The following is a 23795-nucleotide window of genomic DNA, read 5'->3' on the forward strand; positions in this document are numbered from 1 at the left end:
GTCCGCATCGCCCGCGACTCAGTCGTCCCGTTCCCCGTCGCGGTCCGATCGTCGGTCGGCGGCGTCATTGCCGCCCTCAGTTTCGTCCCCCTCGGTGTCTTTCCCCCCATCGCCGTCCTGGGTGTCGCTCTCCTCGTCGCCGGACCCCCGGCCGTTGGTCGCGACCGAGTCGGGTCCGTATGGCAATCCGTGGTCTGGCCCGACGGCGTCCGTCGTCGCGTCCGAACCCGCGTCCGGACCGATATCCGAAGTCGCCTCCCCCTCGGTCGCGCCTCCCTCGGCGCGACGACGGCGGTCGTGCCGCACGCGCCGGCGAGCCGCGAGGTCGTCCTCCAGCCTGTCGAGCAGTTCCTCGCGGAGCGCGTCGGCGTCCGCGGCGTCGAGGTCGTAGGCGATCGCGTCGCCGCCGAGCAGCCCCGAGGAGGACGCCGAGTCGCCGACGACGGACGCGAGGTTCCGTCTGCGCTGGAAGACGGTCCGGGAGACGAACACCGTCTGGAGCCGGAAGTACGGCACCAGCCGGGTGTGTCGACGCAGCACCCCGGTCCGGGTGACGAACCCGTCGCCGACGGTGGTGTGCCCGCGGTTCGCCCACGTCAGGTGCCCCGCGATCGGTGCCAGCGCGACGCCGACCAGCGGGAGCAGGGGGAGGGCCCCCGGGAGGTCGAACACGAGCCGGTCGACCCCGACCGCGAGGGCCGTCGCCACGAGCGCAGCGATCGCGTAGCGGGCGACGTACCGGCGTCTGGCGCGCGTCGGCGGGCGCGCGACCGTGTCGACGCCGAAGGCGTCGTCCGGGTCGTCAGGATCGTTCGGGCTGTTCGGGGCCTCCAGGTCGTCTACCTCCGCGTCGGCGTCCGTGCCCAGCTCCGCCCGCACGTCGTCGGCGAGCGCGACGACCCGAGACCGGGTGTCCAGCGGAACCGCCGTCTCGGCGCCGCCGTCGCCGCCGCCCCCACCCCCCGAACCCGGGGCGTACCCGGCCGTCTCGATCGCGAGGCTCGCGTAGCCGAGCCGGCGCATGACGGCGTTCTCTGAGACGGTGACCGTCTGGACCTTCGAGAGGGGGACCGTCCCGCTGTAACGGCCGAGGAGGCCGCGCTCGTAGCGGAGCTCGTCGCCGACGCGCTCCAGCCGGAACCCGTAGTAGCGGACGAACGTGAGCGCGGCACTGACGACCCACACGACCAGCAGGAAGCCGACTGCGCCGAGCAGACCCAGCGACAGCAGGTCGCCCGTCCCGAGCGAGGGCACGTCGCCGGGGCCGACCTCGACGTCGATGATCCCGTAGCGCACGAGCAGCCGGCCGCCGTCGAACAGCAGGTCGTCGAAGAGGCTCGCGCCGACGAACGGCGCGATCACCGCGCCGGGGCGGAACGACACCGCACACAGCGTCGCGAAGCGCCGCCCCGTGAGCTCGTACAGCGTCTCCGACTCGGCGGCGACCCCGCCCGACTCAGCGGAACCCGCGGATCCCGTCGCCGCGGTCGCACCGGCGGCGGTCGCCGACGGTCGCGTCCCGGCGCGTTCGGCCGTGGAGGCGTCGTCGGACGCCGACTCGCGGTCGTCGCGGGACTCGTCACCCCGGCCGCGGCGACCCAGTTCCGCCCGGAGCCGGTCGGCCTCGTCGCTCCCGACGGCGTCGAGGGTCGCCTCGGTGGCGCCGCCGCCGGCGGTCTCGACGGTCACGGTGGCGAGCCCGAGCGCCCGCTGGAGGATGCTGCGGCGCACGTCCACGTTCTGAACGCGGTGGAGGGGGATCTCCCGGTCCTGTCGGGAGACGACGCCGGATCTGACGACCAGCCGGTCGGACAGCACCTCGTACTCGAACCGGTACCAGCGGGCGAGCGCGGCGCCGGCGCCGACGAGGAACGCGGCCGGGACCGCGAGAAACGCCACCGGTCCGGGGCCGTCGCCGCCGCCCATCCCGGCGAAGGCGGTGCTCGCGAACAGCGCGAACAGCGCCAGCTGGCCGCCCGAGCGGAGCGCGCTGACGGCGGCAGAGGCGGGATGCAGTCGGGTCATCAGACGGCGTCGAACTCCGATTCGGTCGCGAGCTCGCGCAGGCGCTCGCGGAGCTCGCTCGCCCGCGCCGGCGTCAGCCCGGGGATCGTGATGTCGGCGCCGCGGGAGCCGGCCGTGTAGACGACGACCGAGGCGAGCCCGAGGGCGCGCTCGACGGGTCCGCGCCGGGTGTCGACGTGCTGGACGCGCACGTACGGCACCGACGTGTCGACCCGGGTGAGGACGCCGCGAACGAGATACAGCGAGTCCTCGCGCACCTCGAAGCGCCACACGCGATAGCGAACGACCGCGGCCCCGAGCCCGAGCACGACGACGCCGAGCGCGACCGCCGCGGCCCACGCCGGCGACACCGGAGCGCCGACCCGTTCGGCGACCAGTCCGGCGGCGAGTATCACGCCGCCCGGGACGAGTGCGCCGACGACCCACGCGAGGCGGACCCGCGGATCCAGCGATTCCATACCCGGCGTTCGGTCGCCTCCGGTAAACGCTGTGGGGTTGCCCGACCGGACGTGGTCGCGGCCGCGGTCAGGCCGCGGGTCGCTCAGTCGCGACCGGAGTCGGTCGGCGTCTCCGAATCGGCGAGCACGCCCCCGAGGTCGACGCCGTCGTACCCGTCGCCCCCGTCGTCGACCCCCTCGGCGTCGGCCGTTTCGTCGTCCAACTCCTCCATCACGCGGGCGTGGAACTCCGCCAGCGCCGCGTCCTCGTCCTCGGCGAGCACCGTGTCGCTGGCCGACAGCGTCGCCAGCCCGAACGCCCGCGGCGAGGGCGCGTCGACCTCGTGGCGGACCACCTCGATCTCGCCGGCCCGGATCGCCGCGAGCACCTCGCGGATCCCCGAGAGGTTCAGCTTGTCCTCGACGATCTCGCGGTACGTCTCCTCCAGCACCGCGAACGAGTCGAGGCCCTCGGCGAAGGAGACGAGCATCTCCGCGGACACCTGCTGTTGGGCGGCGGACTTCTCGTACCCTTTGTACCGCTTCAGGATCATCAGCGACCGCGTCGCGTTGATGCGGAAGTAGCGCTTCAGCAGGTCGGTCCCCCGGAGCGCCGACCGGAAGTCCGGGTACGCCTCCTCGGAGTCGATCGAGGCGATCACGTCCGCCACGTCCACCTTCCGGTTCAGCGGCATCGTGACGGTGAAGCCGTTGTCGGCGACGGCGACCTGGACGTTCGCGTTCGCCCGCCGCGAGCAACGGTACGCGACGAGCCGCGAGAGGCCGTCGTTGAACTCCCGGCCGTAGGCGCTGTGGACGTGGTAGTGGCGGCGGTACTCGGTTCGGTCGAGCACCTGCTCGACGACGAGCCGGTCGGGCGTCGACACCCCCTCCGGGCCGAGATACCGGCGCTGCTCGTCGAACATCCGGGTGATCGCGCGCACGGCGTTCTCGTCGAGCGGGAGCCGCCTGAGCCACCGGCGCGCGTCCGCCGGTCCGCCGGCGCCGAGCCGGTCCGTCACCTCCGCTTGGAACGCCAGGATCTCCCGGCCGAGGTCGTAGCTGAGCGGGAGCCGCTCGGAGAACCACGAGGGAACCGTCGGCCGCTGGCTCGACGGGTCGACGTACACCTTCGAGCCCCGGCGGTAGCTGTACTGGTACGTCGACCCGCCGAGTTGGAACACGTCGCCGGGCTCCAGCGTGTCGAGGTAGCCCTCGTCGAGTTGCCCGACCCACTCGTCGCCGCCGCGGACGAACACGTCGATCGTGAACGAGTCCGGGATCGTGCCGATGTTCGTCATGTAGATGACGCGCGCCAGCCGGCCTCGCTTCCCGATCAGCGGCTCGCCAACGTCGAACTCCTCATAGTGGTGCTCGCCGTCGGGCGGGTCGTTGGTGTCGCGCCACACCTTCGCGTACGCGTTCCGCTCCTCCATCCCCTCGTAGTCGGCCGTGAGATACCGCCGGAGCTGCTCCCACTCGGCGTCGGAGTAGTTCCGGTACGGGTACGCCGACCGAAGCGTGTCGCGCACGTCCGCCTCCCGCTTCACGCCGTTGATCGCCATGCCGTACACCTGCTGGGCGGCCACGTCCTGGGCGTTCTCGGGGACGAACACGCGGTCGACGAACCCCTCCTCGGCCTTGCGGAGCATCACCGCACACTCGACGAGTTCGTCGCGGTCGAGCGCGATCACCCGGCCCTCGACGGTCCGCCCGAGGCGGTGGCCCGCGCGACCGACCCGCTGGAGCAGCGAGGCGACCGACTTCGGGGAGCCGACCTGTACCACGAGGTCGACGTGCGGCATGTCGATCCCCAGCTCCAGCGACGTGGAGGTGGTGACCACGTCCACGTCGCCGGACTTCAGCTTCTCCTCGACCGCCTCGCGGTGCTCCTTCGACATCGAGCCGTGGTGACAGCCCGAGTCGGCCTCGTCGTAGCCGTAGCGCTCGCGGAGGTTCGTCAGTACACGCTCGGCGCCCGAGCGCGTGTTCGTGAACACGAGGGTGTTCTCGTGGCCGTCGATCAGCTCGCGGAGGCGGTCGTAGAAGCGCTCGTTGACCACGTCGCGGGGCGTGTCGATCAGGTCGTCGGTCGGGCACTCGAGCCGGAGGTCGAAGTCGCGGACGAACCGCGTGTCGACGATCTCGCAGTCGCGTGGTTTCCACTCGTCGCCGTCTGTCCCGTCTGCCGCGTCGATCGTGCCGTCGCCGGCGGCGTCGACCTCGCCGTCCCCCGCCTGCCCGCCAACCAGGAACGTCGCCATCGTCGACAGCGGCTCGATCGTCGCCGAGCAGCCGATCCGCGTCGGCGACCCCTCACACAGCCGTTCGAGCCGCTCCAGCGAGACCGCGAGGTGGGTGCCGCGCTTGTTGTCCGCGAGCGAGTGGATCTCGTCGACGACGACGTACTCGACGCTGCGGAGCGTCTCCTTGAACTTCGGGGAGTTCAGCAGGATGGCGAGCGTCTCCGGCGTCGTGTTGAGGACGTGCGGCGGCGACTCCAGCATCGCCCGGCGCTCCCCGTCGGGGGTGTCGCCGTGGCGGATCGCCTGGCGGATCCCGGTGTCGTGGCCGCGGTCAGCGAGGTTCGCCGTGATCCCCTCGATCGGCTCCGCGAGGTTGCGGGTGATGTCGTTCGCGAGCGACTTCAGCGGCGAGACGTACAGGCAGTAGACGCCGTCGTCGAGGCCCTCCTCCGCCTCGCGTTCGCGGCGAAAGAGGTCGTTGAGGATCGCGGTGAAGCTCGCGAGCGTATTGTGGAGATACATCGCACCTCGACCCCCGACAAAGTTGTGCGTATCCGGAACGCTGAGATCGACGATTTCACCGCTGTATGAAACGGTTCCGGTATCGGTCACCTCGAGCCACATGACGTTCTCGTCCCGCCGTCGGTTTACCTTGGAAGCGAGTTCGGTCGTAAAGGGGTCCGTAGGAAGATCAGACAGGACCTCTTCGAGGGCCGCCAGTGCACGTCCTGTCGCGTAACCGCTCCGTCTGACGACTTCGTATACGTTACCGAGCGCGTCGTCGAACGCCTCATCGTCCTCAAAGTATCGAGAGAGCCGTCTGATGTCCCGGTAGTCGAAGGCGTACTTGTCCGTCCACGTACCCGAACTTCCCCCGTCAGTATACGTCACGAGAGAGTCCCAGTTCTGGTGCTGTACATCGAACTCAGCGCACAGCTTCCGGAGGTTCGGCTTGCCTCTCACCGCGAGTTCGAAGTAGATACGTTCGGTCGCGTCTTCGGTGTTCGTCGCCGACTTCTGCATCGATCTGCGGGAACAAGTGATCCCGAACGAGAGGAAGAGGGCGTTCAGCTGTTCGATCTTGATCTCGTTCGCTTGGGTAACGCGAACTTCGTTCTCACGAACCTCCGACTCTAAGGACAGGAATGTCGATACGAACGCCCGTTTCACGTCGTCAGGAGCGTTCAATACCCAATCCGGGAACCGTACCTGACGCCCGCGTCCCGGGTCGATACTGAGATACGTTGAGAGGAAGACTGCGAACGCGCTCCCGCCGACCGTGTAGTTCGGACCGTCGTGGTGACGAACCTCCAGATCGAACCGATCCCGGACGGTCTCTCGGACGGTGTCCAGCACACCGTCACGGACGCTCTGTGCAATCATCACGCTCTCGTTGCGTTCGTACTCGCCGATGAGTCCCTCCGCGAGCACGAACGCGGCGAACGTCGCGATGTCCTCATCGACCGTTCGCGGCGAACGGAACCGCTCAACGGTGCCGTTCCCTTTCTTCGTGAGAATCTCGCGCTCGTCGAGCGACTCGGCCTCTCTTTTCAGGAGATTCACAAACTCCGTCGACCGGTGATCCGAGCGCCCAGTCACGAGATTGTACACTGTGGCAATGCTGACCCCGAGGCGCTTGGAGACATCCTCCATCGATAGCTCTGCGAGGGCCAGCGAGTCTCTGAGTTCCTCCTCGGATACGTCGGCAGTATCGTCAGCGGCCGAGAGCGCCGATAGGATCCGGTCCGCATCCGATCCCGTGAGAACCCTCGAAAATCGCTCACGAAGCCGTTCGATCGCGGCTGCTCGATCCGGTTCGATCGTTTGGGAGGGGAGATCGATCCGTTTCGGAACGCCGATCCGGTCGCCCTCGGAGACATCCGAGGCACTGACCCACTCTCTCCCGTCTGGACGCTCCATGAGCAACGGGTGATCCGGAGTCACCTCGACTTCGCGTCCGTACACCGTCTCGATCCGCCTGAGCTCGCCGTCGTACTGCTCCGTGTATACGAAGGAGTCCCTCGTTTCGACGTCGTCACCGTGTAGGGAGTACGCCGAAACGTCACTATCGTAGAGCTCACCCGTCTCTTCCACGTCGGCGAGTTTGTCAGTCCGCCGCTGCTTCAACTCCTCGGCGCGTATCACCCTCGCCTCACCAGCAGCTGTGACGACCATCGGAGTGTCGGGCCGCACGCACTTCCCGCTCCCCGTCGGCGACGCGACCAGACAGTTCTCGCGGTCGTCAATGAGGGGGATCGCCTCGCGCTGTGGCGGCGTGAAGAAGCCGCCGTTGCCCCCGACGTACGGGCCGAACTGGTCGACCCACCACTCGCGAACGCTCGGTTCCAGCCGGTCGAGCACGTCGCCGTCGGCGATCTCGACGGTTTCGGGATCGAAATCGTAGTCGGCGTCGGTCGCGGCGAGCAGCTCCCGACCGTCGGTCATTGCGATCGCCAGGGGCCGCGGCGGTAAGTGGGTTGTGGGGGTCAGGGGCGCGCGAGCGACGCCGCCCGAGCGATACGGTGCGTCGTCCGCCCGAACCGCAACCCCTTCCCCGACCGACGCGGACCCACGACCATGCGCGTCACGTTCCTCGGGACCGGCTCGGCGATGCCCGTCGCCGACCGCGTCCAGACCGGCCTGCTCGTGGAGTCCGCGCCGGGCGACCGACGCCCGCTGCTGGTCGACTGCGGCGCCGGGATCGTCCACCGGCTCTCCCAGACCGACCCCGGCTACGAGGCCGTCTCGACGGTCCTGTTGACGCATCACCACCTCGACCACGTCTCCGACCTCCTCGCGCTGCTGAAGGCGCGCTGGCTCGCCGGCGAGGAGCGCCTCCACGTCGTCGGCCCGCCCGGCACGAAGGCGCTGCTCGACGACCTGCTGTCGGTCGGCGCCTACGAGTACCTCGACGGCCGCGCGGACCTGAGCGTCCGCGAGGTCCACCCCGGCGCCGAGTTCTCGCTGGCCGGCCTGGACATCGAGGCGTTCGAGACCCGCCACTCCAAGCAGTGTCTCGCCTACCGGTTCGCGGATCGGGGCGGCGAAGCGGACACCGCTGACGACGGGGGCGACGCCGAGGCGACGGACGACGACCCGACGGACGGCGACACGGACCCGGATGCGGCGGAAGATACGACCGACGACGCCGCCGGCGGCGACTTCGTCTTCTCGGGCGACTCCGAGGCGTTCGCGGGGCTCGCGAACTTCGCCGAGGGGGCGCGCGTGCTCGCGCACGACTGCTCGTTCCCCGACGAGGTCGACGTGGACAACCACCCGACGCCGACGCAGTTGGGCGAGGCGCTCGCCGGCCGCGACATCGACCGCGTCTACCTCACGCACCTGTACCCCCACACCGAGGGTCGCCACGAGGAGATGCTCGAATCGATCGGCCGCCACTTCGACGGCGACGTGCGGGTCGCACGCGACGGGCTCAGGTTCGAGCTGTGAGCGAGGGCACGCGGTGAACCGCGACGCGCTCGGGTTCCTCACGCTCGCGGCGCTGTGGGGCACGGCGTTCGTCGCGACGAAGGCTGCGCTCGCGGAGTTCCCGCCCGTATTGCTCGCGGCGCTACGCTTCGACATCGCCGCCGCGGTCCTCGTCGCCGTCGCGGTCGCCTCGGGCGGGCGGTTCAGGCCGACGGGGTGGGGAGACCTCGCGCCGATCCTCGCCGGAGGGACGTTCAGCATCGGCCTCCACCACGCGCTGTTGTTCACCGGACAGCAGTACGTCCCCAGCGCCGTCGCGGCGACGCTGCTCGGGCTGATCCCCGTGCTCACGCCCGTCGCCGCCCGCGCGGTCCGGCCGGACGAGCGGATCGACGCCGTCGGCGCCGTCGGCCTGCTCGTCGGCTTCGCCGGGCTCCTCCTGATCGCCGACCCCGACGCCGGTCGACTCGCGGTCGAGGCGGTGCTCGCACGCGGCGACGGCCTGCTCGTGGGCGGAGCAGGTACGGGGCTGGGGGCGGTCCTCGTCGGCGGATCGGCCGCGAACCTCGGCGCGCTGTTCGTGTTCGGGTCGGCCGTCGCGTGGGTCGCGGGCGCGGTGACGACCCGCGAGGACGACGCGACGCTGGGGCCGCTCGCGTTGCAGGCGTGGATGGCCGTCGTCGGCGCGGTGTTGCTCCACGTCGCCGCCGCGGTCGTCGGCCAGTCGCCCGCCGCGCTCGACCCGTCGACGACCGGGCTGGCGTGGCTCGCGTACCTCGCGGTCGTCCCCGGCGCCGGCGGGTTCCTGTTGTACTTCCGACTGCTCGACCGGCTCGGCCCGATCCGGGCGGGGCTGTTGGAGTACGCCATCCCGCCCTTCGCCGCGCTGTTCGGGTTCCTCGTGCTCGGCGAGACGCTCGCGGCCAACACCGCATGGGGGTTCGGCTGCATCTTCGCCGCGTTCGTCCTGGTCCAGCGCGCGCCGATCCGGGGGGCGCTCCGGCGACAGTTCGGGTGAGTTCGTCGGCTCGGATCCACGGACTCGACGCCGTCGGCGACTTGTTGGCTGAGTGAGGACTCATGGCGAAACGGAGGGTTAATCCGTTCGTACTGTCAGTTCTCGGTATGTACGGGACGCCCGCCGATCGCGCGCTCGCGGTCCTCGCGGTCGGAGCGGACGCGAGCCGGGTGGGTCCGTCGTCAGCTCTCGAACGTGCCCTCCCCGAGTCGTCGTCCGTCGCGACCGTCGACTCGATCGCCGCCACCCTCGATCGCGACCTCGACGCGATCGATTGCATCGTCACCGCGTTCACGCTCGCCGACGGCACCGCGGTCGACCTCCATCGGCGGCTGTCCACGCTGACGGCCCCGCCGCCCGTCGTGCTCGTCGTCGACGCGAGCGACGGATCGGTGCCCGCGGGCGCCGTCTCGACGCCGTTCGCGGATGTCTTCGCCGCCGACCGTGACGAGGACGAACGCACCGACCGAGATCGGTCCGATCCCGCCCGCCTCGCGGCGGCAGTCACGTCCGTCGTCCCCGGCGACGACGGCCCGACGGTCGCCGACGGGCTTCCCCGGGACAGGCGCTCGCTCGACGCCCTGAAGGCGACCCTGTTCGACCGACTCTTCACCGAGATCCCGCTGCACTCGTACGTCAAGGACGGGGAGGCGCGACACGTGATGGTGAGCGAGGCGCCCGTCGACAGGCGGATCCACCGGTTCGGCGAGGAGTACCTCGGCCGACGCGACATCGACGGCGTCGTTCCGGAGTCGGACGCGCGCGAGCCGTACGAGGACGACCTGCGCGTGATCGAGACCGGAACGCCGATCGTGAACAAGGAGGAGCACTACGCGTCGGCCGACCGGTGGTTCCGGACCTCGAAGGTGCCGTGGACCGACGGCGACGGCGAGGTCGCCGGCCTGATCGGCATCTCCCAGGAGATAACCGCCCGAAAGGACCGCGAGCGCCAACTGGAGATCACCCACCACGTCGTCCGGCACACGCTCCGGAACAAGCTGAACGTGATCCTGGGTCGGTGCGACCGCATCCGTCGGGGCGGCCGCGTCACGAACAACGTCGAGCGGATCGCCGAGGCCGCCGCGGCGCTGACCGACACCGTCGACAACCAGCAGACGATCCTCGGGATGATGCTCGGGGACCCGGACCCGACGCCGACGGACCTCACGTGCCTCGTTCGCCACCGGATCGAGGCGGCCCGGACCCGTCGACCGGACGCCGAGATCGACGCCGCCCTCGACGACGGCGTCGTCGGGCTCGCTACCGAGAGCGTCGACCGCGCGGTCGACCAGCTCCTCGGCAACGCGTTCGACCACGCCGACGGCACCCCGGAGGTGACGGTCACGCTCGAGGACGGGGACGACGAGGCGCGGCTGTGCGTCCGCGACGGGGCGCCGGAGATCCCGGCGTTCGAGGTCGAGGTGCTGACCGGTCGCCGGTCGATCGACCACCTCAACCACACCGCCGGCCTGGGGCTGTGGATCGTTCAGTGGGCGATGAAACACTCGGGCGGGGAGGTCTCGTTCGACCGGACCGACGACGGCGGCAACGAGGTCACGCTGACGTTCCCGTATCCCGAGGCCGAGCGTGACGCCGTCGCGGACGACGGAACCCCCGAAAAAGTCGGGTCGGACGGCGCGGACGGCGCCTGACTCGCCCGATCCGCGTCCCGCTGACTCACCCGATCCGCGTCCCGGCGTCCCCGCCCGCGAGGAACGTCCCGACGGCGTCGGGACCGAACACGTACGCCGGCGAGCCGAGCGCGAGCAGCTCCCGCACCTTCGCGGCCATCCCCCCGGTCACGTCAGTCGAATCGCTGGCCCCGAGCGCGTCGGCGACCTCGTCGAAGTCGTCGATGTGGGGGATCACCTCGTCGTCGCCGTCGAGAACGCCCGGAACCGTCGAGCAGAGCCCCACGCGGTCCGCGTCGAGCGCGCTCGCCAGTTCCGTGACGAGTTCGTCGCCCGAGAGGACGGTGACGCCCTCGCCGGCGTGGACGACGCCGTCGCCGTGGAGCACCGGCACGAACCCCTCGTCGACCATCGTCGCGACCTGCTCGGTCATCAGCGTGAGGTCGCCGTCCGCGTCGCGGGCGGCCGCCGAGAACGGGTGCACCGGGACCGCGGGCACGTTTTCGCTATCCAGCCGCGAGAGGACGAACTGGTTCAGCGTCTTCATCGCGCCGTGGACGGCCATGATGCCGCCAACGTCGCGGATGCCCTCGCTCGCGCTCACGCCGTGTTCGGCGGCGTGGTGGTGGCCGAATGAGCCGCCGCCGTGGACGACCACGAGGTCCTCGACGGCACCGTCGTCGAGGGCGGCCGCGATCGCCTCCGCCAGCGCAGCGAGCGCCTCGCCGTCGAGCGTCTCCGGCCGGTCCTTCTCGGTGATGACCGACCCGCCGAGCTTTACGATTGTGACCATCTACGCCGCCTCCACGCGGACGCCCTCGGTCGCCAACTCGGCGCGGAACGACTGCTCGCACTCGGCGGTGTAGCCGAGCGCGTGCTGCGTCTCGTCGGTCGGATCGAGCGCGACGATGCAGCCGCCGCCGCCCGCGCCGGTGAGCTTCGCGCCGGCGGCGCCCGCGTCCCGGGCGGCCCACACCATCGCGTCCAGCGAGCGGGCCGAGACGCCGAGCGCCTCCAGCAGCCCGTGGTTGAAGTTCATCAGCTCGCCCAGATCGGCGAGCAGGTCGTCGCCGGGCTCGCGTTCGGGGTCGGCATCCGACAGGAGCCGCTCGCCCTCCCGGGTGAGGTCGCCGACCGTCTCGACGGTGTCGGCGGCGAACGCGTGCTCCTCCCGAAGCGCGCGAACCCCCGCGACGAGTTCGCCGGTGTCGCCGGCGCCGCCGTCGTAGCCGACGACGAACGGCAGCGGCGGGGCGTCGATCGTCCGCGTGTCGTCCCCCTCGACGCGGACGGCCCCGCCCATGGCGGAACAGAACGTGTCCGCGCGGGAGGCCTGGCCCTCCTGCACCTCGTACTCCGCCTCGTAGGCGCGCCGGGCGACCTCCTCGGGGTCGAGTTCGGTCCCGAGGGCGCGCGTCGCCGCGTCGATGCCGGCGACGACGACGGCCGCCGAGGACCCCAGTCCCGCGCCCAACGGGATCGCCGACTCGACGGTGATGTCGAAGCCGGCGTCGGGACGGTCCGCGGCCTCGCGCGCCTGTCGGACCGCCGCCTCGATGTACTCCATCGCCGCCTCGACCAGCGGCGCCGGGGCGTCGATGTCGGGTCGGTCGTCGATGCTCCCGCCCCAGGTGACGGTGAAGCCGTCCAGCGAGAGGTCCGCCGCGTCGACGCGGACGCGGCCGTCCTCGCGCGGCTCGACGGTCACCCGCGCGCGGCGCTCGACCGCACACGGCACCGCGGGCTCGCCGTACACGACCGCGTGCTCGCCGAAGAGGTACACCTTCCCCGGCGCGCTGCAGGTTGTCATACCCGCGACCAACACCCCGCGCCTAACAGCCGTTTCGACTCCCGCCGGCGAACCCCGCTCTCGACTTCGATACGCGCTGCGGTACGATTATATGAGACGCCCTCCCGTGTCGAACTGTGGTGCGGGGGAACCGCCCTTCGGCGGCGCCCGTCCGGCCACGCTCGAAACCGCGGACACGCGACCCGGGGAAAGAGGGAACGCACGCCGTCGCGACCGCGATCCGGTCCGATCGGCTCCGCGGTGGCGACTTCGACACGACGGCCGTCCCGACCCGATCGGCCGCACGCGAGTCGCCCCGATTATCTCGTTCGATACTATGGGCGCTGGAATTATGTGGGCGGCCGTGCCAGCGGATCGCATGAGTTCGACGACGCCGAACGCCGCCCCGAACGTGGACCGAAGTCGGGACGGCACGTGCTTGCGGGTCGAGCTCTCGGGGGAGTTCGAGGCCGCGGACGTCGTCACCGCGATGGCGCGTGCGCGCCACGTCGCCGAGGACTGCGACGCCGAGTTCGGTGTCGTCGTCGACGTTCGCGAGTTCACCGCCCGCGGGACCGCCCTCGCCGCGCTCGGCGAGTGGGAGACGTTCCTGCGCATGGCGGGCGCGACCGCGGTCGTCCGCGTCGGCGACGACGACGACGCCGTCGGCGGCGCCGACCGTCGTGCGTCGTCGATCGAGGAGGCCGAACGGATGATCTCCCAGTAGACACCGCGCTCGCTCGTTCCGATTCCGAGTTCAACCCGCGAGCGACGGCGTCGGTCGACTTCGCCACGACGCGACGGTGCACCGATGGGGAGCGACGGCGCCAGGACGCATCGACGCACCGGCGGGGGACGGCGCCGCCGCTGGCGGGCGTGAAGACAAAGGAGTGATCGCGAAATCCAGCCGCCGGCTTACAGCTCGGCCTCGAAGTCCTCGAGGGCGTAGCCGGGCTCGGCGCCGCGGTTGTCGAGCGTCTCGTTGGCGAGCAGCCAGTAGACGACCGACAGGGCGCGGCGACCCTTGTTGTTCGTCGGGATGACGAGGTCGACGTTGGAGACCTGGTTGTTCGAGTCGCACATCGCGATGACGGGGATGCCGACCGTGATAGCCTCCTTGACCGCCTGCGCGTCGCCGATGGGGTCGGTGACGACCACCACGTCCGGCTCGATGTAGCCGGCGTACTGGGGGTTCGTCAGCGTCCCCGGAATGAAGCGCCCGGTGCGGGCGCGCGCGCCGATCGCGTCGGCGAACTTCTCTGCCGGGAAGCGACCGTACTGGCGCGAGGAGGTGACGAGCACCTGCTCGGGGTCGTAGTTCGCCAGGAACGAGGCCGCGGTGCGGATGCGGCCGTCCGTCTTGCTCACGTCGAGCACGTACAGGCCGTCGTCGCGGACGCGGTGGATGAACCGCTCCATGTCCTTGGTCTTCTGCTGGGTCCCGATGTGGACGCCGGCGGAGAGGTAGTCCTCGACGGGGATGAGGAGGTCGGCCTCGTCGTCGGGCATGACGTCCTCGTCGAAGCGCGGACCGGCGTCCGCCTCCTCGTCGGCGGCCCCCTCGGCCCCCTCGGTCTCCTCGGGCTGTGCGTCTGTCTCGTCGGGCGACTCCTCGGCCGCGGCGGTCTCTGCGACCTCCTCCTCGGCGTCGGGCGCCTCTTCGGTGTCTGCGTCGTTCTCGGATTCGCTCATACTGCCTCCTCCGCGATGCGGATGAGTTCGTTCAGCTTTGCGGTGCGCTCGCCGCCGACCGTCCCCGTCTTGATGAACGAGGCGCCGGTCGCGACGGCGAGGTGTGCGATGGTCGTGTCCTCGGTCTCGCCCGAGCGGTGGGAGACGACCGCGTCCAGCCCGTTGCGCTGGGCCAGCTCGACGGCGTCGAACGCGTCCGACAGCGTCCCGATCTGGTTCGGCTTGATCAGGATGCTGTTGGCCGCGCCCTCGTCGATCCCCCGCGAGAGGCGCTCGACGTTCGTCACGAACAGGTCGTCGCCGCAGATCAGCGTGCGGTCGCCGACCTTCTCCGTGAGCTCGGCGAACCCGTCGTAGTCGTCCTCGTCGAGGGGGTCCTCGACGTACGCGAGGTCGTACTCGTCGACCAGCTCGGCCATGTAGTCGACCTGCTCGGCCGAGGTCCGCTCCGTGTCGCCGTAGCGGTAGACGCCGGCGTCGGCGTCGTACAGCTCGGAGGCGGCCACGTCGAGGCCGAATCTGATCTCGAAGCCGAGCGCGTCCTCCACGCGGGAGGTCGCCTCGTCGACGATCTCGAACGCCTCGGCGTCGGAGACCGCCGGCGCCCACGCGCCCTCGTCGCCCTTCGCGGCGGCGACGCCGCGGTCGTCGAGGATGTCGGCGACCGCAGCGTGAACGTCCGCGTTGGCGAACACCGCCTCCGCGACGGAGGGGGCGCCCACGGGCGCCGAGAGGAACTCCTGGATGTGCGTCGCGTCGGCGGCGTGCTCGCCGCCACCCACGACGTTCCCCAGCGGGATCGGGAACGACCGGTCCGCGTCCCGGAAGGTGCCGCCGAGGTGCTGGAACAGCGGCGCGCCCAGCACGTCGGCGCCGGCCTTCGACGCCGCCATGCTGATCGCGACGGCGCTGTTCGCGCCGATCTCCGAGAAGTCCTCGGTGCCGTCGGCGCCGTGCAGCGCCGCGTCCACGTCGCGCTGGTTGCCCGCGTGGACCGAGCCGACGAGCCGCGGGACCGCGTGCTCGCGGGCCCTAGCGATCGCCTCCTTGGGCGGGAGCTCGATCGCCTCGTACTCGCCCGTCGACGCCCCGGAGGGCGCCGCCGCGCGGCCGAAGCCGCCCGACTGGGTGAGCACGTCCGCCTCGACGGTCGGGTTGCCCCGCGAGTCGAGCACGCGCCGCAGCGACACCGACTCGATCAGCGTCACGTCACTTCCCCTCCCGCCGGACCGTGAACGGCAACACGCCGGCGTCGTACTCCTCGGCCGCGATGAGGATCGGCTCGGACTGGTCGCTGTCGATCAGCGCCGGCGCGCCGTACGCCAGCTGGAGCGACCGTGCGCCCAGGATGCGGGCCTTCTCGTACCGGTTGTATTCGAGGTTCCCGCTCATTGGTAGGGGGAGACGACGTCAACTAGGTCTGTGTGACTCACCATCATCCGCCGGCAGCAGTGGCGGTCCACGCCGAGCTCGTCGAGGACCGCCGCGGGGTCCTCGTCGCCCTCCTTGGCGCGGGCCTTGAACTCCTCCCAGTGTTCACCGATGACGTTGCCGCACGTGAAACACCGGACAGGGATCATCATGGGTGGATCACCTCAGCGGTACGACTTCTGGTAGCGGGCGCGCGCGCCGGGCCCGCCCCACTTCTTCGGTTCGCTCTGCCGGGAGTCGTTCACCAGCAGGGAGCGGTCGAACTCCATGAACGCGTCGCGCAGCTCCGCGTCGTTGCGGTGCTGCACGAGGCCGCGCGCGATGGCCGTGCGGACCGCGTCCGCCTGGCCGGCGAAGCCGCCGCCGTTGACCGACACCTCGACGTCGACCTCCGAGCGGAGGTCCTCGCCGGCGACGCGGAACGGCTCCAGCATCTTCAGCCGGGCCATCTCGGGTTCGACCAGCTCGACGGGCTGGGAGTCGATACGCACTCGCCCCTCGCCGTCCGTGACGGTGGCGCGGGCGACGGCGGTCTTCTTCTTACCGGACGTGTTCGTTACCATGTGACGTTAGCCCCCAGGTCCTCGGCGATCGCGCCGAGGGTGGTGAACTTGATGTTCGACAGGCGATCGAGGGAGGTGCCGTCGAGCACCTCCGGCTCCGGGGCGTCCTCGTCGGGCGAGGTCGTCTCGGAGTCGAACGGGTTGCCGACGTACACGCGGACGTTCTCGAACGCCTCGCGACCCTTCGTGGTCTTGTACGGCAGCATGCCGCGGACCGACCGCTTGAAGATGCGGTCGGGCCGCTTCGGGTAGTACGGCCCCGAGTCGGAGCCGAGGTTCGCGCGGGTGCGGTACTTCTCGAGCGTCGCCTCGGTGTTGCCCGTGATGACCGCGCGCTCGGCGTTGACGATCGCGACGCGCTCGCCGTCGAGCGCCTTCTGTGCGACCTGCGACGCGACGCGACCCATGATGGCGTCGCGTCCGTCGACGACCACGTCGGCCTCGAACTCTGCGAGACTCATCGGATCACCCGGACGTCGGTTCCTTCGGGGTTGTTCGACAGCGCTTCCTCCAGCCGGACGGCCTCGCCGGCCTGGTCGATCTTCGTCTCGGCGGTGCCGGAGAAGTCGACGGCGGCGACGGTAACGTCCTTACGGAGCACGCCCGAGCCGAGCACCTTGCCCGGCACGACGACGGTCTCGTCCTCGTTCGCGTACCGCTCGATGCGGCCGAGGTTGACCTCCGCGTGCGTGCGCCGCGGCTTTTCGAGCCGGTCGGCGACGTCCTGCCAGACGCTGGCATCGGACGAGCGCGCGACCGACTTCAGTTCGGCGATGAGGTTCTGAAGTCTCGGATTAGTCTTGCTACTACTCATAACGTAACCTCCTGAGTGGGAGTCGGTGACTCGGTAGCGACCGAGTCGATGTGAGAACGGGAGTGCAGGGGGCAGGATTTGAACCTGCGAACCTCTACAGGACAGCGCCCTGAACGCTGCGCCGTTGGCCAGACTGGGCTACCCCTGCTCGCGTCCCGTCGTTTGCCGTCCCACCGGATAACCCCTTCGGTCCACCCCGTCCGTGCGAGACGGTGACGGCGGGTCCGCTGGCCGGTCGAACCCGACGCGGGGGCGGACGTTCGGTGGGTGTGGTGAGACGACATGTGTTCGGTTAGACTGCGACCTTGTCTGCGAGTTCGTCCGCGCGGTCGCGAAGCGACCGGACCGCACGGAGAGTGAGTTCATCGACGGACATCGACCCGTCCGTCTCGATGTGGAAGACGAACGCGCCGGGAACGTCCTCGATATCCAGCTCCTTGCCGGGGTATCGGTTGGTGAGGTCGGACCCGAACTCCTCGGTGTGGACGAGCTCGCCGTCCTCGGTCTCGATGACGCCGCGGAGGATGTTCGGCTCCTCCTCGTCGAACTCGTCGGCGTCGCCGACGACGGTCACGCGCTGCAGGTGGCGGTAGCCGACGGCCACGCCGCCCTGGTGTTTCGCGTGTTCCTTGCCGGAGTCGAGCACCGCGTCGGCCTCGAACTCCAGGCGCTGTCCCTCCTTCAGCTCGATGATGGGGACGTTCTCGTCGGCGGGCTGGACGAGGTCGTCGGACGTCTCGATGTCGCCCGAGTACGCCGTCGCCGGCCCCTCGACGTCGAGCGCGAGGGTGACGGTGTCGCCGACCTCGTAGTCGTCGAGCGGCGTCGTCAGCGGGACGAGCCCCAGGCGGAGCCCGACCATCTCGTCGAACATCACCGACGAGTTCTCGACGAACCGGACGGTGTCGATCGAGAACGTCGGGACTTCCGAGAGGATCGTCCGGCGCAGACCGTTCGCTACCGCGGGGGTGAGCCCGCGGACGAGCAGCCGCGCGGATCGGTCGTCTCGGCTAACTACCTCGACGTCGAAGTCGTCCGCCATGGGTTACAGGCGGTTCTTCTTGGGCGCACGAGTGCCGTCGTGCGGGATCGGGGTCACGTCCTCGATGCGACCGATCTCGATCCCGGCGCGGGCGAGCGCGCGGATGGTCGGCTGCGCGCCCGGCCCGGGGGACTTCTGGGCGTTGCCGCCGGGACCGCGGATGCGGACGTGGACGCCCTCGATACCCTGCGCCTTGAGCTGCTCGGCGACGCCCTCGGCCATCTGCATGGCCGCGTACGGCGACGCCTCGTCTCGGTTCTGCTTCACCACGGCGCCGCCCGAGGACTTGATCAGCGTCTCGGCCCCGGTGATGTCGGTCACCGTGATGAGGGTGTTGTTGAACGACGCGAACACGTTCGCGATCGCCCAGCGACTCTCGGTGGTCTCTGATTCGCTCATTTACTGACCCTCCGCGCGTTCGGGGTGGAGTTCGTCGGCGAGCGGGGAGATCTCGTCGAAGTCGACGAGGTCCTCCTCGGCCGTCTCGACCTTGTACGACGGGCGCGTGACGCGGGCGTCCCCGACGACCACGTGGCCGTGGAGGATGAACTGCCGCGCCTGCTTCGTCGAGTTACCGACGCCGTTGCGGTACGCGACCGTCTGGAGCCGGCGTTCGAGCACGTCGGTCACGTCGAGCGACAGGACGTCCGTGATGGCGTCCGTGTCGTCGAGGATCCCGAGGCGCTGCAGTCGCGCGACGAAGTCGGCGCCGGCCTCGTTGGCCGCCTCGACGTCGCCCTGCGACTCGCCGATGAGGCTCCGCGCCTCGCGGCGGTAGCGACGCAGTTCCGACTGCGCACGCCACAGCTCCTCCTTGTTCTTCAGGCCGTAGCGGGAGAGCAGGTCCGACTCCTCGTCGATACGCTCGCCCTGGTACGGGTGGTTCGGCGTCTCGTAGCGCTTGGTGGAGGTTCCGGTACTCATTCGCCTTCATCCTCCGCGGCCGCTTCCTCCTCGGCCTGTTCTTCGCGGATCTCCTCGACGTTGACTCCGATGGTGCCCTCGGTCCGGCCCGTGGACTTGGTCCGCTGTCCGCGGACCTTCTGCCCGCGCTTGTGGCGGACGCCTTTGTAGGAGTCGATCATCTTCATCCGGTTGATGTCGTGGCGGCGTTTCTCGTTGACGTCCGCGCCCACGATGTGGTCGGTCTCGCCGGTGAAGAAGTCCTTCTGCCGGTTGACCATCCACTCGGGCACGTGCTCCGAGAAGTTCTGGACGACGTCGACGACGGCGTCGATGTCGTCCTGATCGAGTCGGCCGAACGTGGCTGTCCGGTCCACGTCGGCCGTCTCGGCCACCAGGCGCGCCGTGCGCTGGCCGATGCCTTTCATGTCGCTGAGGCTGCGCTCGACGGTCTTCGTCCCGTCCAGGTCCGTCTGGCCGATGCGGACGAAGTACTGGAGGTCCTCGTCGTCCTCCTCCGCGTCGGGCGCGTTCTCTGGTTCTTCTGCACTCATGTCTTGGGTGTGTGGTCAGCGTTGCGGCGGGGATTCGAACCCCGGAGGCTTGCGCCACTGAGTTAGCAACCCAGCGCCTTGGGCCAGGCTTGGCTACCGCAACACCGTGTGCTGTGTTATCGTCGCCTCGCGAGCCGCCGCGGCTCCGGACTCGGGACCCGATGCCCCTACAGTGTCTGCGTTCGGTGTAACTCGGAGCCCGCACTTAAGCATCACGAAACCCCCGGTCGCCGTGCCAGGGCGTCACGACCGTGTGAACGACCGACACGCCCGGGGCGGCCGGAGCCGATCGATCGGGGCACCCTGCGTGGCAGCGACCGTCTCGGATCTCAGGCGTGGTACATTTCAGGCGGACTCCACGTCGAGGAACTCGAACCGGGCACCGCCGGCCCCCGAGGCCGTCGCCGACGCGGTCCAGCCGTGGGCCGTCGCGATCCCGCGGACGATGCTCAGGCCGAACCCGGTCCCCTCCTCGTGGGTGGTGTATCCGTGGTCGAACACTGCCTCGCGATCTCCCTCGGGGATCCCCGGGCCGTCGTCGGCGACGTAGAACCCGGAGCGGTCGGGGTCGTCGATCCGACCGACGGTCACGTGCACGTCGTCGCCGCCGTGTTCGACCGCGTTGCGAAAGAGGTTCTCGAGGAGCTGCACCAGCCGACTCCGGTCGGCCCTGACCGACGGCGCGTCCGACGCGTCGAGCGTCGCCGCGGCGGTATCGACGGTCGACCATGCCTCCGGTGCCGCAGTCGACAGGTCGACCGGCTCGGTCTCCTCGACGACGCTGCCCGTCCGGGCCATGGTCAACACGTCGGAGATGATCCGCTCCATCCGCTCGTGCGCCCGAGCAGCCTTCTCCAGACGTTCGTCGTCGACCGATTCGGCCGCCAGCTCCGTCTGTCCCTTCGCGACCGCCAGCGGGTTCCGGAGGTCGTGGCTCACGATCGTCGCGAACTCCTCCAGCCGGTCGTTCTGGCGCCGGAGGTCCTCCTCGACGACCTGTCGCTCCAGCTGCGCGGACACCCACACGGCCATCAGCTCCACGAGCGTCACCTGCCAGTCCTCGAACGGCTCCTCGCGGGCGTCGCGGTCGTAGAAGCAGAACGTGCCGTACACCGATCCGTGGACGCGGACCGGCGCGCCCAGATAACACGAGATCCCCCACTCCGCGTGGCCGACACGCGCAGCAAGCTCCTCGTCGTCGCTCACGTCTGCCAGCGCCAGCGACTCCTCGGCGAGGACCACGCGCTCGCAGTTGGTCGCCGACAGGTCCACGGCGTCGCCGGCCTCGACGCTGTCGTCGGGGGCGTACACCACCTCGAACACGTACCGGTCCTCGCGGATCCGCGAGAGCGTGCCGTACTCGGTGTCGAGCATCTCCGCGCCGATCCCCAGCAGCTCGGAGACGCGCTCGTCGAACGGCCGGTCGGCGGCGACGAAGACCTCCGTGATCGCGGTCAGCGCCTCCTCGTGCATCCGGAGGCGCTCGCGCCGGTCGTGCTCCTCGGTTACGTCCCGGACGAACGCCGACAGCCCCGACGCCGACGGGTAGGCTCGGACCTCGAGCCAGGCGTCCAGCGGTTCGTAGCGCGTCTCGAACTCCACGGGCGACTGCGACTCCATCGCCTCGACGTATCCCTCGTGGACCTCGGTGTCGACGAACTCGGGGAGGAGTTCCCGGACGTCACGACCGACCAGCTCTTCGTCCGGGTCGGCGTCGGCGGCGTTCCGGACCATCTCGGCGGCCTGTTCGTTGAGATAGGTGAGCCGCCATTCGTCGTCGAGCGCGAGGAACGCGTCCGTCATCCGGTCGAGGAGCGCGGGTTCGATCAGCGAGTCGGCGTCGACGCCGGACATCTCGCCTCGCTGTGGGGTTCCCTCCTCGCGGTTCGTCATCACCGGTGGGGGGTCAGGAACACGGATAAAGTGTGCGCCGAACGAGCCGTCCGATCCGGATTAATTTTGGCTCTCCGTCGGAGGTAGTGTTCAGATAAGCTGATTCCATGCGAAGGCGAACGCTTGAAGCCAATTTTCGGCAGTCTCTGCTTCGGCGTGGCTGAAACAGTTTGAGAACTGGTTGGTTCGGCGTTTTAGTTCTCGAAAGACACGTTCGACGCTGTTCCGAGTACCGTGTTTCTCGTACCTGTACTCGAGGCTGTGGCGGTGGAGAGCTGCTTGCAGCCACGGTGCAGAATCGACGAGAAAGACCGCGTTATCGACGAGATGTTTGTCGCGGAGTTCGGCGAGGAACATCTCGGTGATCGCTTGATTTCTCGTCGGAGAGAGCTTGACGTGCAGCAATCGGTTCGTGTTGGGATCGACAGCAGCGTACAGCCAGAAGCGTTCGTCGTTGAGTTGGATCACGGTCTCGTCAACTGCGACGTGATCCGGGTTCGCACCATCGAGGGGCTGTAGATCGGCCTTCTGCACCCAGTTATGGACGGTCGTCCGACAGCGCTTGACACCCAACCTATCGAGAATCGAAACGGTATCCGAAAGTGATAGTCCAGCCAGATGGAGTCGGATACCGAGCTTCATCGCGGGCTCGGGTGTCGCCTCTCGCTCCAGAAAATCTAACTCGAAGCAGTCGCTACCTCCGTTGAGGCGGGCGATTTCGAGCATGAACCACTCAAATATCGTTCCGCCTCACTCTTCATCCTTATCTGAACACCGCCCCGTCGGAGGATCGATCAGTTGTCCGGCCAGCGCTCGATGTACACCGTCTCGTCGGTGTAGAAGCGCACGGCGTCGTCGCCCTGGGCGTGCAGGTCGCCGAAGAACGAGTCCTTGTCGCCGCCGAAGTGGAAGAACGCCATCGCGGCGGCGGTGCCGACGTTGACGCCGACGTTGCCGGCGTCGATCTCCAGACGGAACCGCCGGGCCTCGCCGCCGGCGCTGGTGAACAGCGACGCGGCGTTGCCGAACTGCGAGCGGTTCACCAGCGAGAGGGCGTCGCCGAAGTCCTCCGCGCGGATCAGCGCCAGCACCGGGCCGAAGATCTCCTCGCGGGCGATCGTCGCGTCCGGATCCACGTCGCCGAAGACGGTCGGACCGAGGTGATATCCCGACTCGGGCACGGCCTGCTCGCGACCGTCGAGCAGCACCTCCGCGCCCTCCTCGACGCCGGTCTCGACGTACTCCAGCACGGACTCGCGATGCGGGCCGGACACGAGCGGACCCATGTCGGTCCCCTCCTCCAAGCCGGGACCGATCTCCATCGACTCGGCCTCCTCGACCAGTCGCTCGGCGAACTCGTCGTACACCTCGTCCTCCACGACCGCGACGGGGTTCGCGAGACAGCGCTGGCCGGCGTTGGCGAACGCGGACGAACAGGTCTGCTCGGCCGCGAACTGCAGGTCCGCGTTCGCGCTCACGACGACGTGGTTCTTCGCGCCGCCCTGCGCCTGCACGCGCTTGCCGGCGCCGGCTGCCGTCTCGTACACGTGCTTCGCGATCGGCGTCGACCCCACGAACGAGACCGCCTCGATCCCGTCGTGCGTGATGAGCCGGTTCACCGTGTCGGGGCCGCCGTGGACGACGTTGACGACGCCGTCGGGGAAGCCCGCCTCGTCGACGAGGCTCGCGATCCGGTTGGCCGTGAACGGGTCGCGCTCGCTCGGCTTGAGGACGAACGTGTTGCCCGTCGCGACCGCGTACGGCAGGAACCACAGCGGGATCATCGCGGGGAAGTTGAACGGCGTCACCGCCACCACGGTGCCGAGCGGCTGTCGGACGGCCGTCTCGTCGATGTCCGGCGCCGCGTGCGGGAGGTGGCCCGCCTGCATCATGGTCGGGATGCCGCAGGCGACCTCGACGTTCTCGATCCCCCGCCGTATCTCGCCCATCGCCTCCGCCTTCGTCTTGCCGTGTTCGGTGACGAGTACCTCCGCAAGCGACTCCTGGTGCTCCTCGAGGAGCGCCTTCAGTCGGAACAGCGGCTGAATTCGCTCCTCGACGGCGGTCGTGGACCACTCCTCGAACGCCTCGTTCGCCAGCGCGATCGCCTCGTCCTCGTCGTCGGCCGACGAGAACGCGACCGATCCGACCCGCTCGCCGGTCGCGGGGTTTTCAACGTCCAACGACTCGTCGCCGGTCGCCTCGCGCCACTCACCGCCGACGTAGTTGTGAGCCACTTCGCCGTCCCCGATAGGGCCTACCATGACGATCGATCACGCACCTCGTGGGAAAGAGCTACCGTTGCCGGTAGTGTTGTGCGGGATCTCG

At 69.5% G+C, this 23795-nt stretch carries 22 protein-coding genes, 2 tRNA genes and 1 pseudogene; 4 read left to right on the top strand and 21 right to left on the bottom strand.

The features are described from left to right. Nucleotides 1-18 precede the first annotated feature (18 nt). From K6T50_RS02510 to K6T50_RS02520, 3 genes and pseudogenes are all read right to left on the bottom strand, one after another. Complete coding sequence (locus K6T50_RS02510) at nucleotides 19-2025, bottom strand: PH domain-containing protein (RefSeq protein WP_222607856.1); 2007 nt, start codon at nucleotides 2023-2025, stop codon at nucleotides 19-21. Further along, nucleotides 2025-2483, bottom strand: a complete 459-nt coding sequence (locus K6T50_RS02515) for a PH domain-containing protein (RefSeq protein WP_222607857.1) — start codon at nucleotides 2481-2483, stop codon at nucleotides 2025-2027. Before K6T50_RS02515 ends, K6T50_RS02510 begins: the two co-directional genes overlap by 1 nt. Nucleotides 2484-2653: 170 nt before the next feature. Beyond that, nucleotides 2654-7153, bottom strand: a pseudogene (locus K6T50_RS02520) (ATP-dependent helicase); the annotation flags it as partial. Between the two features lie 132 nt (nucleotides 7154-7285). On the opposite strand from K6T50_RS02520, the gene K6T50_RS02525 reads away from it, so the two are divergent. From K6T50_RS02525 to K6T50_RS02535, 3 genes are all read left to right on the top strand, one after another. Continuing rightward, nucleotides 7286-8158: an MBL fold metallo-hydrolase gene (locus tag K6T50_RS02525; protein ID WP_222607859.1), complete on the top strand. Its 873-nt coding sequence runs from the start codon at nucleotides 7286-7288 to the stop codon at nucleotides 8156-8158. Nucleotides 8159-8171: 13 nt separating this feature from the next. Further along, the gene (locus K6T50_RS02530; RefSeq protein ID WP_222607860.1) at nucleotides 8172-9155 is read left to right on the top strand and encodes a DMT family transporter; all 984 of its coding nucleotides are present in this window, start codon (nucleotides 8172-8174) and stop codon (nucleotides 9153-9155) included. A 107-nt stretch (nucleotides 9156-9262) separates the two neighbouring features. Next, nucleotides 9263-10807, top strand: a complete 1545-nt coding sequence (locus K6T50_RS02535) for an ATP-binding protein (protein WP_222607861.1) — start codon at nucleotides 9263-9265, stop codon at nucleotides 10805-10807. Nucleotides 10808-10832: 25 nt separating this feature from the next. On the opposite strand, the gene K6T50_RS02540 is transcribed toward K6T50_RS02535, so the two are convergent. After that, nucleotides 10833-11579, bottom strand: a complete 747-nt coding sequence (locus K6T50_RS02540; protein ID WP_222607862.1) for an isopentenyl phosphate kinase — start codon at nucleotides 11577-11579, stop codon at nucleotides 10833-10835. Continuing rightward, nucleotides 11580-12596 carry a mevalonate kinase gene (gene mvk / locus K6T50_RS02545; protein ID WP_222607863.1) on the bottom strand — a complete coding sequence of 339 codons (1017 nt, stop codon included), beginning with the start codon at nucleotides 12594-12596 and terminating at the stop codon, nucleotides 11580-11582. 358 nt (nucleotides 12597-12954) lie between these two features. On the opposite strand from mvk, the gene K6T50_RS02550 reads away from it, so the two are divergent. After that, nucleotides 12955-13302 (top strand): hypothetical protein, encoded by a 348-nt coding sequence (locus tag K6T50_RS02550; RefSeq protein WP_222607864.1) that lies wholly within the window; start codon nucleotides 12955-12957, stop codon nucleotides 13300-13302. A 188-nt stretch (nucleotides 13303-13490) separates the two neighbouring features. Here the strand turns inward: K6T50_RS02550 and rpsB are convergent, their stop codons facing one another. From rpsB to K6T50_RS02630, 16 genes are all read right to left on the bottom strand, one after another. Continuing rightward, a complete protein-coding gene (gene rpsB / locus K6T50_RS02555; protein ID WP_222607865.1) occupies nucleotides 13491-14267 on the bottom strand; it encodes a 30S ribosomal protein S2 in 777 nt (258 codons plus the stop codon). Beyond that, a complete protein-coding gene (gene eno / locus K6T50_RS02560; protein ID WP_222607866.1) occupies nucleotides 14264-15475 on the bottom strand; it encodes a phosphopyruvate hydratase in 1212 nt (403 codons plus the stop codon). The genes rpsB and eno overlap by 4 nt, the downstream gene beginning before the upstream one ends. 1 nt (nucleotide 15476) lies before the next feature. Continuing rightward, complete coding sequence (locus tag K6T50_RS02565) at nucleotides 15477-15659, bottom strand: DNA-directed RNA polymerase subunit K (protein ID WP_222607867.1); 183 nt, start codon at nucleotides 15657-15659, stop codon at nucleotides 15477-15479. Continuing rightward, on the bottom strand, nucleotides 15656-15850 hold the full coding sequence (locus tag K6T50_RS02570) for a DNA-directed RNA polymerase subunit N (RefSeq protein WP_222607868.1): 195 nt from the start codon (nucleotides 15848-15850) through the stop codon (nucleotides 15656-15658). Before K6T50_RS02570 ends, K6T50_RS02565 begins: the two co-directional genes overlap by 4 nt. Nucleotides 15851-15862: 12 nt before the next feature. Then, entirely contained in the window at nucleotides 15863-16261 is a 399-nt protein-coding gene (locus K6T50_RS02575; protein WP_222607869.1) for a 30S ribosomal protein S9, read from the bottom strand. Continuing rightward, a complete protein-coding gene (locus tag K6T50_RS02580; protein WP_222607870.1) occupies nucleotides 16255-16722 on the bottom strand; it encodes a 50S ribosomal protein L13 in 468 nt (155 codons plus the stop codon). The genes K6T50_RS02575 and K6T50_RS02580 overlap by 7 nt, the downstream gene beginning before the upstream one ends. Then, nucleotides 16719-17075 (bottom strand): 50S ribosomal protein L18e, encoded by a 357-nt coding sequence (locus K6T50_RS02585; protein ID WP_222607871.1) that lies wholly within the window; start codon nucleotides 17073-17075, stop codon nucleotides 16719-16721. The genes K6T50_RS02580 and K6T50_RS02585 overlap by 4 nt, the downstream gene beginning before the upstream one ends. 63 nt (nucleotides 17076-17138) lie before the next feature. After that, nucleotides 17139-17223, bottom strand: a tRNA-Leu gene (locus K6T50_RS02590). 144 nt (nucleotides 17224-17367) lie between these two features. Continuing rightward, entirely contained in the window at nucleotides 17368-18117 is a 750-nt protein-coding gene (locus tag K6T50_RS02595; RefSeq protein WP_222607872.1) for a DNA-directed RNA polymerase subunit D, read from the bottom strand. A 3-nt stretch (nucleotides 18118-18120) separates the two neighbouring features. After that, nucleotides 18121-18516 carry a 30S ribosomal protein S11 gene (locus K6T50_RS02600; protein ID WP_222607873.1) on the bottom strand — a complete coding sequence of 132 codons (396 nt, stop codon included), beginning with the start codon at nucleotides 18514-18516 and terminating at the stop codon, nucleotides 18121-18123. Then, a complete protein-coding gene (locus tag K6T50_RS02605; RefSeq protein ID WP_222607874.1) occupies nucleotides 18517-19041 on the bottom strand; it encodes a 30S ribosomal protein S4 in 525 nt (174 codons plus the stop codon). Next, nucleotides 19038-19574 (bottom strand): 30S ribosomal protein S13, encoded by a 537-nt coding sequence (locus K6T50_RS02610; protein WP_222607875.1) that lies wholly within the window; start codon nucleotides 19572-19574, stop codon nucleotides 19038-19040. The genes K6T50_RS02605 and K6T50_RS02610 overlap by 4 nt, the downstream gene beginning before the upstream one ends. Nucleotides 19575-19593: 19 nt before the next feature. Beyond that, nucleotides 19594-19677, bottom strand: a tRNA-Ser gene (locus K6T50_RS02615). A gap of 242 nt (nucleotides 19678-19919) precedes the next feature. Then, nucleotides 19920-21467: a sensor histidine kinase gene (locus K6T50_RS02620; protein ID WP_222607876.1), complete on the bottom strand. Its 1548-nt coding sequence runs from the start codon at nucleotides 21465-21467 to the stop codon at nucleotides 19920-19922. 90 nt (nucleotides 21468-21557) lie between these two features. Then, nucleotides 21558-22193 (bottom strand): IS6 family transposase, encoded by a 636-nt coding sequence (locus K6T50_RS02625; RefSeq protein WP_222606963.1) that lies wholly within the window; start codon nucleotides 22191-22193, stop codon nucleotides 21558-21560. 68 nt (nucleotides 22194-22261) lie between these two features. After that, nucleotides 22262-23731 (bottom strand): CoA-acylating methylmalonate-semialdehyde dehydrogenase, encoded by a 1470-nt coding sequence (locus K6T50_RS02630; RefSeq protein WP_222607877.1) that lies wholly within the window; start codon nucleotides 23729-23731, stop codon nucleotides 22262-22264. Nucleotides 23732-23795 lie beyond the last annotated feature (64 nt).

It is taken from the genome of Halobaculum magnesiiphilum, assembly GCF_019823105.1.
Lineage (GTDB): Archaea > Halobacteriota > Halobacteria > Halobacteriales > Haloferacaceae > Halobaculum > Halobaculum magnesiiphilum.

Bases quoted from the DNA above. Each gene is read 5' to 3' on its own strand.
- K6T50_RS02510 (WP_222607856.1), bottom strand. From the start codon at position 2,025: ATGACCCGACTGCATCCCGCCTCTGCCGCCGTCAGCGCGCTCCGCTCG.
- K6T50_RS02515 (WP_222607857.1), bottom strand. From the start codon at position 2,483: ATGGAATCGCTGGATCCGCGGGTCCGCCTCGCGTGGGTCGTCGGCGCA.
- K6T50_RS02525 (WP_222607859.1), top strand. From the start codon at position 7,286: ATGCGCGTCACGTTCCTCGGGACCGGCTCGGCGATGCCCGTCGCCGAC.
- K6T50_RS02535 (WP_222607861.1), top strand. From the start codon at position 9,263: ATGTACGGGACGCCCGCCGATCGCGCGCTCGCGGTCCTCGCGGTCGGA.
- K6T50_RS02540 (WP_222607862.1), bottom strand. From the start codon at position 11,579: ATGGTCACAATCGTAAAGCTCGGCGGGTCGGTCATCACCGAGAAGGAC.
- mvk (WP_222607863.1), bottom strand. From the start codon at position 12,596: ATGACAACCTGCAGCGCGCCGGGGAAGGTGTACCTCTTCGGCGAGCAC.
- K6T50_RS02550 (WP_222607864.1), top strand. From the start codon at position 12,955: ATGAGTTCGACGACGCCGAACGCCGCCCCGAACGTGGACCGAAGTCGG.
- rpsB (WP_222607865.1), bottom strand. From the start codon at position 14,267: ATGAGCGAATCCGAGAACGACGCAGACACCGAAGAGGCGCCCGACGCC.
- K6T50_RS02565 (WP_222607867.1), bottom strand. From the start codon at position 15,659: ATGAGCGGGAACCTCGAATACAACCGGTACGAGAAGGCCCGCATCCTG.
- K6T50_RS02570 (WP_222607868.1), bottom strand. From the start codon at position 15,850: ATGATGATCCCTGTCCGGTGTTTCACGTGCGGCAACGTCATCGGTGAA.
- K6T50_RS02575 (WP_222607869.1), bottom strand. From the start codon at position 16,261: ATGGTAACGAACACGTCCGGTAAGAAGAAGACCGCCGTCGCCCGCGCC.
- K6T50_RS02580 (WP_222607870.1), bottom strand. From the start codon at position 16,722: ATGAGTCTCGCAGAGTTCGAGGCCGACGTGGTCGTCGACGGACGCGAC.
- K6T50_RS02585 (WP_222607871.1), bottom strand. From the start codon at position 17,075: ATGAGTAGTAGCAAGACTAATCCGAGACTTCAGAACCTCATCGCCGAA.
- K6T50_RS02595 (WP_222607872.1), bottom strand. From the start codon at position 18,117: ATGGCGGACGACTTCGACGTCGAGGTAGTTAGCCGAGACGACCGATCC.
- K6T50_RS02600 (WP_222607873.1), bottom strand. From the start codon at position 18,516: ATGAGCGAATCAGAGACCACCGAGAGTCGCTGGGCGATCGCGAACGTG.
- K6T50_RS02605 (WP_222607874.1), bottom strand. From the start codon at position 19,041: ATGAGTACCGGAACCTCCACCAAGCGCTACGAGACGCCGAACCACCCG.
- K6T50_RS02610 (WP_222607875.1), bottom strand. From the start codon at position 19,574: ATGAGTGCAGAAGAACCAGAGAACGCGCCCGACGCGGAGGAGGACGAC.
- K6T50_RS02620 (WP_222607876.1), bottom strand. From the start codon at position 21,467: ATGACGAACCGCGAGGAGGGAACCCCACAGCGAGGCGAGATGTCCGGC.
- K6T50_RS02625 (WP_222606963.1), bottom strand. From the start codon at position 22,193: ATGCTCGAAATCGCCCGCCTCAACGGAGGTAGCGACTGCTTCGAGTTA.
- K6T50_RS02630 (WP_222607877.1), bottom strand. From the start codon at position 23,731: ATGGTAGGCCCTATCGGGGACGGCGAAGTGGCTCACAACTACGTCGGC.